This is a genomic window from Cobetia sp. (assembly GCF_983723665.1).
The window spans coordinates 4,697-9,489 of the sequence record NZ_CFDJES010000074.1; the positions used below are offsets into that span (position 1 = coordinate 4,697).

At 68.3% G+C, this 4,793-nt stretch carries 1 protein-coding gene and 1 pseudogene; both read left to right on the forward strand.

Annotated features, from left to right (window positions below):
- Positions 1-2,129 (forward strand): annotated as a pseudogene (locus AC4FAH_RS09135) (hypothetical protein); the annotation flags it as partial.
- The coding region (locus AC4FAH_RS09140) for a UvrD-helicase domain-containing protein (protein ID WP_490245927.1) at positions 2,126-4,793 on the forward strand (2,668 nt) is incomplete at its 3' end. The pseudogene AC4FAH_RS09135 and the gene AC4FAH_RS09140, both read left to right, overlap by 4 nt.

Sequence of the window (4,793 nt, forward strand, 5' to 3'; positions counted from 1 at the left end):
TGATGGACGGCCTTGTCGACATGAACGGCCTGAGCTTCGACGGCGTGGTGCCCTTCGATGAAGTGGCCGGTCTCGAGGCCGAGCTGGCAGGCAAGGTCGGCGAGCTGATCGAGAGCCTGGATCGCTGGCGGCGCTGGCTGGATACCTCGCGCACGCCAGCGGACTGGGCCACCACGCTGCAGCGGCTGTGGGAGGAGAGCCTCAGCCCGGACAGCGCCGAGGAATTCGACATTCTGGCGCGCCTGCAGGCGGCGCTCTCACGCCTCGACAAGGGCTGGCAGCAGGCCGGTTTCGAGGGCTGCCTGTCGCTCAAGGTGGTGCGCGAGGCGCTGCGCGGCGAGCTGGACAGCGGCGGTCTCGCCCAGCGCTTTCTCGCCGGGCGGGTCAACTTCGCCACCCTGATGCCGATGCGTGCGATTCCCTTCCGCGAAGTGCACCTGCTGGGCATGAACGATGGCGACTATCCGCGGGTGCGCATGCCGCAGGATTTCGACCTGATGGCCAGCCGCCCGCAGGCGGGCGACCGTTCACGCCGCGACGATGATCGCTACCTGTTCCTGGAGGCGCTGCTGGCGGCGCGGGATCGCCTGTCGATCTCGTGGGTCGGGCGTGACCAGCGCGACAACGGCGAGCGGCCGCCCTCGGTGCTGGTCGGTGAACTGCTCGACTACATCGAGCTGGGCTGGGAGCCCGAGCAGCCGCACTCCGCCAAGCGTTCGCGGGAGGCGGCGCTGCGAGAGCGCCTGATCACCGAACACCCGCTGCAGCCGTTCTCGCGGCGCTATTTCCATGCCTCCCAGGCGGCGGTCGTCGATCTGTTCAGCTATGACGCCAGCTGGTCGAGCCTGTATCGCGCGGCGGGGCAGGCTCAAGTGCCTGAAACACTTCAGGAAAACCCAAGCAATGCCAGTCAGGTGCAAGCGGCGGCAGCGACTGCCTTGAGGCAGCTGGTGGAGCAGGCGCCGGAGTCCCATCTGCGCCTCGGCGCCGATTCGCTGGCGCGCTTCCTGCGCCGCCCCTGGCAGCTGGGGCTGGACCGCGTTGGCGTGCGCTTCCGCGATGCCGAGGTGCCGGATGAAGACAACGAACCCTTCGCCCCCGACGGGCTGGAGAACTTCACCCTGACTCGCGAGCTGCTGGACGCCGCGCTTGCCGGGCAGTCACTGCCGCTGGCCGCCGAACGTCTGCGCCGGGCAGGGCGGCTGCCGGCGCTGGGCTTTGCCGATGCCTTGATCGAACCGCGCCTCAAGCGTCTCGACCAGCAGTTGGCCAGCTGGCGTGACCAGCTCAGCGATGCCATCTCGCTGCCGCCGCGCACCCTCGAGGTACCGCTGATCATGCAGGATGAGGGCGGCGAGATGTTGCGCGTGACTCTCACCACGCGCTTGATCAGCCGTCAGCAGCTGCGCGATGACGCCGAGGGCGAAAGCCGCCTGCTGGCCACGCTGGAGGCGACCCACTTCGGCACCCTCAAGCCCGGCAAGGAAGGGCGCTACAAGAAGCTCGGCAAGCCGCATCGTCTGCTGGCCGGCTATCTCGACTGGCTGATGGCCAATGCGCGTCCCGGCCTCGGGGAGGTGGCAGGCGATCAGGGCGCAAGCCGTGAAGGCTATCAGTGGCTTGTGGTGTTCGAGGACCGCTGGCTGCTGTTCCCCGCGCTGCGCATCGAGCAGGCCGAGGCCGCGCTGCGCCATCTCGTCAAGGCGTATGCCCAGGGCTGGCAGGCGCCGCTGGCGGCCGCGCTGGAACTGGCGACCACCCTCTGGGAGGTGGTGGGCGAGGAGGATCGCAATGCCTTGTTCGGTGCGCTCAAGGCGCAGGCCGCTGACGGCAGCGCAAACCTTGAGACGGCGCTCGGGGCCATTCACAAGCCCTGGCTTGCCGACAGCCTGACGCGCGCCATGGAAACCCGCTTCAGCGAAGACATCTTCAAGGGCCCCCAGGCGCTCAGACGTCAGGAAGGCGCGCTGGGCGAGCTGTGGCCGGAGTTCGAGGCCTTTGCACAGGCCGGCGGCGTGCTCAACAGCGTGCAGCTCTATCAGCCACTGATCGAGAGCATGATCGGTGTGCGTCAGGGCATTCTCGGCGAACGCGCGGTGGAGCTTGCCACCGGGAAGGCGACGTCATGAGCGATACCGGAGTGGAAGACATGCGCGGTGTGGAGAGTGGCGTGAGGAGTGGCATCGCTCAGGACAAGGAAGCGGCAATGTGTGACGAGATGGATCAGAGCCAGCAGGGCCAGGCCCTCGATATTCCGACGCTGCCGCTGCTCGGTCAGCATCTGATCGAGGCGAGTGCCGGCACCGGCAAGACCTTCACCCTCGCCGCGCTCTACGTGCGGCTGGTGCTCGGGCCCTTGCCCGGCCAGGACGCGGGCGTCTGCTATCCGCGCCCGCTGACGCCGCCAGAGATTCTGGTGGTGACCTTCACCGAAGCCGCCACCGCGGAGCTTAGAGACCGCATTCGAGCGCGCCTCAAGCAGGCGCGTGAGGCGCTGCTGGAGCGTGCCAGTCCTGATCCGGTGCTGGCCGAGTTGCTCGCGCCGCTGCTGACATCATCACCTGCCGAGGACGCAGCGCGCCTCAAGGCTGCCGCGGCACGGCGCCTCGATCAGGCCGCGCGCCTGATGGATGACGCCGCCATCTTCACCATCCACGGCTTCTGCCAGCGCATGCTCAGCCGGCATGCCTTCGATGCCGGCGGGCGCTTCGGCGCCGAGCTGTTGCAGGATGGCCAGTCGCTGCTGGCGCGCTGCGTCGAGGATTACTGGCGCTGCGAGTTCTATCCGCTGGCCCGTGAGTGGCAGGCCTTGATCCGTGGGCGCTGGGCCGGGCCCGACGCGCTGGGAGAAGAGCTGCGCGGCCTGCTGCGGGATGGCACGCCACGCCCGCTGTACCGCGACGGCGAATGTCTTGAGGCCCCGCATGACCTGAGCGAGCTGCTCGGCAATGCCGAACAGTGGCGTCAGCAGCAGGAGGCCGCCCGTCGCGCCGTCGAGGAAAGCTTCGATGAGGCGGCCATCCGCGCGGTGATGGGCGAGGCCTTCGCCAACAAGGCGCTCAACGGCAACAGCTACAAGGAGGCCGAGCTCGAGCCCCGCCTGGCGGCGACGGCCGCCTGGCTGGCCAGCGGCGAGCACGACTTCGCCGCCGACATGCTCGACAGCAAGAAGCTGTGCTGGCTGAGTCAGGCCAAGCTCGAGAAGGGCACCAAGAAGAACTGCCAGACGCCGCGCCATCCCTTCTTCGCGGCGCTGGACAGGCTGGCCGAGGTGCCCGCCCCGGACGCCGTACTGCTGGATCAGGTCGCCGTGCACGCGCGTGACAGCGTCGCCCGCGCCCTGATCTGCGAGAAGCGCCGCCTCGGGCTGTGGGAATTCTCGGACCTGCTCAATGATCTCGATCACGCACTGGACCCGTCGCTCAATGGCGAGGCCAGCCAGCGACTGGCGCGCCAGATCCGTCAGGAGCTGCCGGTGGCGATGATCGACGAATTTCAGGACACCGATCCGGTCCAGTACCGCATCTTCCGGCGCATCTATCCGCAGACGGCGGGCGATGCTCCGTCCGACGACGATGCCATCGGCAACGATGCCGTCAATGGCAATGCTGGCGAGGCGCCCAGCACGCTGTTGATGATCGGTGATCCCAAGCAGGCCATCTATGCCTTCCGCGGCGCCGATATCGACACCTATCTGGCGGCGCGCAAGGTCACCAGCTCGCGCTTCACCCTGCCGCGCAACTTCCGCTCCAGCGCCGCGATGGTATCCGCGGTGAATGCCCTGTTCGCCCAGCATCAGGCGCCCTTCGGCAGTGAGGACATTCCCTTCCAGCCGGTCGAGGCCCAGGGCACGCGCACCCGGCTGGTACTGCGTCATCCGGATGGCCGCGAAGAGGCCGCCTGCGCGCTGAACCTGTGGTGGGCCAGCGGTGAGCGCCTGAGCGCCGATGACCATCGCCGCGCCATGAGTGGTGCCTGTCGCGCCCAGATCCAGGCCTTGCTGGAAGGACAGCAGCGTCTGGCGGCGGGCGAGCCGGGACTGGTGCTCATGGACGAAGGCGATGCGACGCCACGTGGCGTGGCCGCCAGCGATATCGCCGTGCTGGTGCGCAACGGCCGCGAGGCCGCGGCGGTGCGTGGCGCGCTGGCCGAAGGCGGCATCCGCAGCGTCTATCTGAGCGAGAAGAGCTCGGTATTCGACACGCCGGAGGCCTTCGAGCTGCTGCAGCTGTTCGAGGCCGTGGCCCATCCGCGTGATGACCGCCGTCTGCGCGCGGCGCTGGCGACGCGGCTGCTGGCCCAGGATCTCTCGCTGGTCGAACGCCTCGCGGTGGATGAGCTGGCCTGGGAGCGTGAGGTCGAGCGCTTCGATGGCTATCACCGCGACTGGCAGCGGCGCGGCGTGCTGCCGATGCTGCGCGGCGTGATGCGTGACTTCCGGGTCGGGGAACGGTTGGCGGCGCGCGCCGGGGGCGAGCGCGCCCTGACGGATGTGCTGCACCTTGGCGAGCTGGCCCAGAATGCTGCCCAGCGCCTCGATGGCGAGCAGGCGTTGCTGCGCTGGTGGCATCAGGCGCTGGAATCCGGCCATGAAGCGCTGGACAGCGACAGCCTCAGTCAGCGACTGGAAAGTGATGAGGGGCTGGTGCGCGTCGTCACCATCCACAAGTCCAAGGGGCTTGAGTATCCCATCGTGCTGCTGCCGTTCATGGCCAGCTTCCGCGCGGCCGAGGCGGACAAAAATTTCGGCCTGCTGACCCTCAAGCAGCGCTGGCTGGCTTCGGCTGACGTGG